Source organism: Achromobacter sp. UMC71, assembly GCF_014170305.1.
Classification (GTDB): Bacteria; Pseudomonadota; Gammaproteobacteria; order Burkholderiales; family Burkholderiaceae_B; genus Achromobacter.
In genome coordinates, this window is the sequence record NZ_LZZT01000024.1 from 81,778 (window position 1) to 88,445 (window position 6,668).

Genomic DNA, 6,668 nt, shown 5'->3' on the forward strand with positions numbered 1-6,668 from the left:
GAACGAGAAACCCCGGGCAAACCCGAGAGCGGCAAACGCTTCAGGTGTCGCCGCGCAGATGCGCCAGCAACAGGCGCGCGGCCACGGTCAGGGTGTCGGCATCGCGCACGCCCAGCAGCAGCCAGCGGCGCGCCCATTCGTCGGTCAGCGGGATCAGCTTGATCGGCATGGAACGCGCGTGCGGCTCGGCCGCGATGCGCGGCAGGATGCCCACGCCGCGGGTGGCCGACACCATGCGGCAGATGGCATCGAAACTGCGCACCTGGATGCGCAGGCGCATGGCCCGGCCCAGGCGGCCGCTCTCGTCGGCCAGGCGGGTCGCCAGCGACGTGGCCGGCGGCAAGCCAACGTAGTCGTAGGCCAGCGTGTCCGCGAACGCTACCTGCGGCTCGGCGGCCAGCGGATGGCGCTGCGGCACGATCAGCACCAGTTCATCCAGCCGGTAGGGAAAGGTCGACAAGCCGTCGGCCGGGGTCCGGTCGGCGAAGACGCCGATATCGGCGCGGTTCTCCAGCACGGCGGTAACGATGTCGCTGCTGTTCTGCTCTTCCAGGTCGATCCGCACGGCCGGATGGTCATCCATGAACGCGGCCAGGTCCTCGGGCAGGAACTGCGTCAGCGACGAGGTATTGGCGGCGATGCGCACCTGCCCGCGCACGCCCTGGGCAAAATCCGACAAGGCGCCCGCCATCTGCTCCACCTCCTGCAGCACGCGCAGCGCGTGGACCAGACAGGCCTGCCCGGCGTCGGTCAGCTCCACCCCGGCGGCGTTGCGATACAGCAGCGCGGTGCCCAGGGCGGCTTCCAGGTCTGAAATCCGCTTGCTGGCCGCCCCCACCGCCAGATGCGACTGGCGCGCGCCCGCCGAGATGCTGCCCTGGCGCGCCACGGCAACAAACAGGGAGAGCGTGACGAGGTCGATGCGGGCAACGTTCATGACAAGAAACCGGGGCGGTGCGCGCCCGATGGAAAGCCGGGCTGGGAACTATAGCCGGGCGGGGCCGGGACAAATATGTCCCTATTTTAATCCCCCCTGGCAGGGGCGGCTGGCCTGGGCTGCCACTACAATTCCCCCCATGACTACGAATAACCCCGCGGACACCCCCGCGAACAACTCCGCGACCACGCCAGTGAACACCCCCGCAACACCCGCCGGCGACGCCGCTGCCACGCCCATTTCCCAGGAAACGCAAGCCGCGCTGGCCAGTACCCCGCATGCGCCGAACAGCCCGGGCGCCACGCACATCCGCAGTTTCGTGCACCGCCGCGGCCACATCACCCAAGGCCAGCTGGCCGCGCTTGAGCGCCTGATGGGCCAGTGGTCCATCCCCTACGCGCCGCGCCGCCTGGACCCGGCCGCCGCTTTCGGCCGCGAGGCGCCGACGGTGCTGGAGATCGGCTTCGGCATGGGCGAAACCACCGAGAAGATCGCGCTGGCCCGCCCGGGCGACAATTTCCTGGGCGTCGAAGTGTTCAACGCCGGCGTCGGCTCGCTGCTGCGCCGCATCGAAGACTCCAGCATCCCGAACCTGCGCATCATCCAGCACGATGCCGTCGAGGTCGTGCGCGACATGATCGCGCCGGACTCGCTCGCCGGCGTGCACATCTACTTCCCCGACCCGTGGCCCAAGAAGCGCCACCACAAGCGCCGCCTGGTCCAGCCGCCGTTCATCGCGCTGCTGGCCAGCCGTATCGCCCCCGGCGGCTACATCCACTGCGCCACGGACTGGGAAGAATACGCGGTGCAGATGCTGGAAGTGCTGGGCAACGAGCCCCTGCTGAAAAACACCGCGGACGGCTATGCGCCACGCCCGGATTACCGCCCTCTGACCAAATTCGAGACGCGCGGCCTGCGCCTGGGCCATGGCGTCTGGGACCTGATCTTCAAGCGAGTCGCCTGATGCTCTATCCGTCGATTGAACCCTACCGCCACGGCTTCCTGGATACCGGCGACGGCCACCAGGTCTACTGGGAGCTCTGCGGCAATCCGCAAGGCAAACCGGCGGTGTTCCTGCATGGCGGCCCGGGCAGCGGCTGCTCGCCGGTGCATCGCCAGCTGTTCGATCCGCAGCGCTACAACGTGCTGCTGTTCGACCAGCGCGGTTGCGGCCGGTCGACGCCGCACGCCAGCCTGGACAACAACACCACCTGGCACCTGGTCGCCGACATCGAACGCCTGCGCGCCGAGGTCATGGGCGCCGACAAGTGGCTGGTGTTCGGCGGCTCGTGGGGCTCGACGCTGTCGCTGGCCTACGCCGAAACGCATCCGGACCACGTCAGCGAACTGGTGCTGCGCGGCATCTTCGCGCTGCGCCGCGCCGAGATCGACTGGTTCTACCAGGAAGGCGCGTCGTGGCTGTTCCCCGACCACTGGGAAGCGTATCTGGCGCCGATTCCCGAAGCCGAACGCGGCGACCTGGTGGCGGCGTATCACAAGCGCTTGACCGGCTCGGACCCCGCCGAACAACTGCGCGCGGCCAAGGCCTGGAGCAAATGGGAAGACAGCACGATCACGCTGCTGCCCAGCCCGCGCCACCAGCAAAGCCACGCCGCCGACCGCGCGGCGCTGGCCTTCGCGCGCATCGAGAACCACTATTTCGTGAACGCGGGTTTCATGGAAGAAGGCCAGCTGATCCGCGACGCGCACAAGCTGCGCGGCATCCCCGGCACCATCGTGCAAGGCCGCTACGACACCTGCACGCCGATGCGCACCGCCTGGGACCTGCACCGCGCCTGGCCCGAGGCCGACTTCCATATCGTGCCCGACGCCGGCCACGCTTTTGACGAACCCGGCACGCTGGCGCGCCTGATCGCGACCACCGACGCCTACGCAAAACGCTAAGGAGACTTCCATGCACATCACCCTGAACGGCGACGCCCGCGAGTTCCCGCTGGACACCACGGTGAACGAGCTGCTCGAAACCCTGGGCTACGCCGGCAAGCGCGTCGCCGTGGAGCGCAATGGCGAGATTGTGCCCAAAAGCCAGCATGTCCAGACCGCGCTGACCGACGGCGACCAGATCGAGATCGTGGTCGCGGTGGGCGGGGGCTGATCGTCCCAGGCCGCGAGACGGATCCATGCAAAGGGCTGCAGCAATGCAGCCCTTTTTTTGCGTACTCTGACAGGGGGCTAGCAACCTGTTACACGTTAACCCCTCGTCTGGTGGCGACGGGTGGGGCCATAATCGACGTTGCTGGCGTTGTCGTCGTACGGTTGTCGTGTTGTTGTTCTAGCGTTGCACATTGCCCCACGGGGCACAGGAGGCATCATGAACACCGCGGTCATCATTAACCTCATCATCCAGCTTGTCGCCGGCGCCGCCGGGGGCAATGGCCTGGGCAAGCTGCTCCAGCAGTTCAACCTGGGTCCCCTGGGCAACACGATCGCCGGTGCGATCGGCGGCCTGGCAGGCGGGTCCTGGCTGGCCCCGATGATCACCGCCGGGGCCGGCGCCATGGCGGCAGGCAACGGCGGAATGGATCTTTCCGCCATTGCCAGCAGCGTGGTCGGCGGCGGCGTGGGCGGCGCGGTGCTGACGCTTATCGCTGGCGCCATACGCAAGATGGTCGCGGGCCGCGCGCCCTGACCGCACTTTCTCGTTCTCTCACCGCAACATAGATAAAGGAAACACTATGGGTCTGCTCAATTTCATCAAGGACGTCGGCGAAAAGCTCTTTGGCGCGAGCGAAGCCAAGGCGGCAACGGCGGATGAACTGAAGAAAGAACTGGATAAGCACGGCCTGAACGCCGACGGCCTGCAGATCACCGTGGACGGCGACAAGGTCACGGTGGCGGGCGAAGCCGCCAGCACCGAGGCCGCCGAGAAGATCTCGCTGGCGCTGGGCAACACCGTCGGCGTGGCCGCGGTGGACAACCAGCTGAAGGTCAAGCAGGCCGCCCCCGAGGCCAAGATGTACACGGTGCAAAAGGGCGACAACCTGTGGAAGATCGCCGAAGCGCAGTATGGCAAGGGCCAGGGCGCCAAGAACACCCTGATCTTCGAGGCCAACAAGCCGATGCTGACCAGCCCCGACAAGATCTACCCGGGCCAGGTGCTGCGCATTCCGCCCCTGTCGTAAGCAAGACGCGAACAAGCCGGCTGCGCCTTTGCAGTGGCCGGCTTGTGCATCGCGGCGCAGAACCCCCTGCCTGCCGCGATCACTTGGCCAGACGCAACGTCTGGCCATTTTTTTGGAGCCATCAGCCCTTCATGAAGCGGCCCATGCCCTTCATGCCGCCCATGGCGCGCATCATCTTGGCCATGCCGCCCTTTTTCATCTGCTTCATCATGCCCTGCATCTGCTCGAACTGCGCCAGCAGGCGGTTGACCTCTTGCACCGGCACGCCCGAACCCGCAGCGATGCGGCGCTTGCGCGAGGCCTTGATGAGTTCGGGCTTGGCGCGTTCGGCCGCGGTCATGGAATTGAGGATGCCTTCGGTGCGGCGCAGCTGCTTTTCCGCCTGGCCGCCCTGCAGCTGGCCCGCGGCCTGCTGGAACTGGGCCGGCAGCTTTTCAAGCAGCGAGCCCATGTCGCCCAGTTTCTTCACCTGGCCGAGCTGGTCGCGGAAGTCGTTCAAGTCGAACTTGTTGCCCGACTTGATCTTGGCCGCCAGCTTTTGCGCTTCGGCGATGTCGATGTTCTTTTGCGCCTGCTCGACCAGGGAGACGATGTCGCCCATGCCCAGCACGCGTTGCGCCATGCGCTCGGGGTAGAAAGGTTCGAGCCCGTCGAGCTTTTCCGAGACGCCGACGAACTTGAGCGGCTTGCCGGTGACGTGGCGCACCGACAGGGCCGCGCCGCCGCGGGCATCGCCATCCAGCTTGGTCAGCACCACGCCGGTCAGCGGCAGGGCCTCGGCGAAGGCGCGGGCGGTGTTGACCGCATCCTGGCCCTGCATGGCGTCCACCACGAACAGCGTTTCAACCGGCTTGACCAGGTCATGCAGCGCGCGGATTTCGCGCATCATGGCTTCGTCGATGCCCAGGCGGCCAGCCGTATCCAGGATCAGGACGTCGTAATGGTGGCGGCGGGCGTGGTCGACCGCGTTGCGGGCGATGTCTTCGGGCTTCTGGCTGGGATCGGACGGCAGGAAGTCGACGCCGACCTGCGCGGCCACGCTCTTGAGCTGGTCAATGGCGGCCGGACGATAGACGTCGGCGGACACCACCAGGACCTTTTTCTTGCCGGTCTTGCGGCCATGCTGGGTATGCTGGCCTTCGGACAGCCAGCGGGCCAGCTTGCCGGTGGTGGTGGTTTTACCCGCGCCCTGCAGGCCGGCCATGAGAATGACCGCCGGCGGCTGCACGGCCAACGACAGTTCGCCGGAATCGGCGCCCAGGTCGCCGCCCATCAGGGCGGTCAGTTCCTTGTGGACCACGCCCACCAGGGCCTGGCCGGGGCTGAGGCTGCCGGCGACTTCTTCGCCCAGCGCCTTTTCCTTGACCCGGGCGACGAATTCGCGCACCACGGGCAGCGCCACGTCGGCCTCAAGCAGCGCCATGCGCACTTCGCGCAGCATCTCTTGGGTGTTGGCCTCGGTCAGGCGGGCTTCGCCGCGCAGCGTCTTGACGACGCGCGAAAGGCGTTGAGTTAGGTTATCGAGCATGAGAGGCGTTTCCGCTTAAACTAGCTGATTGAACGGTGGCCGCAGGCGCGGATTCTGCGCTTTCCGGTGGTATGCACCCCAAGGCCCCATCCAGACAACGGTTTCTATGTCACTAGGCATTGTATTTCACACAGCGGCTGCCTTGGCGTACGCAGTGCTGGGAGGATCCCTTTGGGTCCGCCTGGCCGGCGCCGGGGACGTCGAGCACACGGGAAAAATCGCCCGCTTGTGCCTGCTGGGGGCCCTGGTTCTGCATGGAATCGGGCTGCAACAATCCATGCTGGCGACCCCGCACCTGTTCATAGGGTGGGCACTGGCCCTGTCCGCCGCCATCTGGCTGGGCATGGTGGTTTTCTGGCTGGAAAGCCTGCTGGTGCGCATCGACGGCCTGCAATTGCTGCTGCTGCCCGCCGCCACCCTGGCCAGCGGCCTGGCCGCCCTGTTTCCCCAGGGGCAGTTCGTGCCCCACGCCGACAACCCCTGGCTGCGCGTCCACCTGCTGATCGCCCTGGCGGCCTACGGCCTGATCACCATCGCCGCCCTGCACGCCATGATGATGGCGCTGCTGGACCGCCACCTGCACCGCCCCCTGGACGCCCCCGCCGAGCGCAGCATCATCGGCCGGGTGCTCGATTCCCAGCCGCCGCTGCTGGTGCAGGAACAGCTGCTGTTCCGCATCATCTGGATCGGTTTCGTGGTGCTGACCCTGGCCGTGGGGTCCGGGTCGGTCGCGTCCATGAAGCTGACCGGCATGATTCTTCCGTTTGACCACAAGACCGTCTTCACCCTGCTGTCCTGGCTGACCTTCGGGGTGCTGCTGGCCGGACGCCATATCTGGGGCTGGCGCGGCCGCGTGGCCCTGCGCTGGACGCTGACGGGCTTCGGGTTCCTGATCCTGGCCTATACCGGCAGCCGGTTCGTGCTGGAAGTCATTCTGCATCGAGGCTGACGTGGGCAAGTTGCTGTTCTGGATCGTCATCATCATCCTGGTGCTATTCGTGGCCCGCATCGCCGGCCGCATGGCCGCCGCCCGCCAGGCTCCGCCCCCCAGCGCCAAGCC

At 66.8% G+C, this 6,668-nt stretch carries 8 protein-coding genes; 6 read left to right on the forward strand and 2 right to left on the reverse strand.

What is annotated here, in order from left to right; all coding sequences use genetic code 11:
* Positions 1-40: 40 nt before the first annotated feature.
* Entirely contained in the window at positions 41-937 is an 897-nt protein-coding gene (locus tag A9974_RS12035) for a LysR substrate-binding domain-containing protein (protein WP_183004320.1), read from the reverse strand.
* A gap of 139 nt (positions 938-1,076) precedes the next feature.
* Between A9974_RS12035 and trmB the strand changes: the two genes are divergently transcribed.
* The 5 genes from trmB to lysM all read left to right on the forward strand — a co-directional run bounded on the left by trmB (position 1,077) and on the right by lysM (position 4,080).
* Positions 1,077-1,901 carry a tRNA (guanosine(46)-N7)-methyltransferase TrmB gene (gene trmB / locus A9974_RS12040; RefSeq protein WP_220805925.1) on the forward strand — a complete coding sequence of 275 codons (825 nt, stop codon included), beginning with the start codon at positions 1,077-1,079 and terminating at the stop codon, positions 1,899-1,901.
* On the forward strand, positions 1,901-2,842 hold the full coding sequence (pip, locus tag A9974_RS12045; protein WP_183004321.1) for a prolyl aminopeptidase: 942 nt from the start codon (positions 1,901-1,903) through the stop codon (positions 2,840-2,842). Before trmB ends, pip begins: the two co-directional genes overlap by 1 nt.
* 10 nt (positions 2,843-2,852) lie before the next feature.
* Positions 2,853-3,053, forward strand: a complete 201-nt coding sequence (thiS, locus tag A9974_RS12050) for a sulfur carrier protein ThiS (RefSeq protein WP_183004322.1) — start codon at positions 2,853-2,855, stop codon at positions 3,051-3,053.
* 216 nt (positions 3,054-3,269) lie between these two features.
* Positions 3,270-3,587 carry a hypothetical protein gene (locus A9974_RS12055; RefSeq protein WP_183004323.1) on the forward strand — a complete coding sequence of 106 codons (318 nt, stop codon included), beginning with the start codon at positions 3,270-3,272 and terminating at the stop codon, positions 3,585-3,587.
* A 46-nt stretch (positions 3,588-3,633) separates the two neighbouring features.
* Positions 3,634-4,080, forward strand: coding sequence for a peptidoglycan-binding protein LysM (gene lysM / locus A9974_RS12060; protein ID WP_025138165.1), 447 nt, complete (start codon positions 3,634-3,636; stop codon positions 4,078-4,080).
* A 121-nt stretch (positions 4,081-4,201) separates the two neighbouring features.
* On the opposite strand, the gene ffh is transcribed toward lysM, so the two are convergent.
* Positions 4,202-5,608, reverse strand: coding sequence for a signal recognition particle protein (ffh, locus tag A9974_RS12065; protein WP_183004324.1), 1,407 nt, complete (start codon positions 5,606-5,608; stop codon positions 4,202-4,204).
* Between the two features lie 106 nt (positions 5,609-5,714).
* On the opposite strand from ffh, the gene A9974_RS12070 reads away from it, so the two are divergent.
* Positions 5,715-6,557, forward strand: coding sequence for an inner membrane protein YpjD (locus A9974_RS12070; RefSeq protein ID WP_183004325.1), 843 nt, complete (start codon positions 5,715-5,717; stop codon positions 6,555-6,557).
* Positions 6,558-6,668 lie beyond the last annotated feature (111 nt).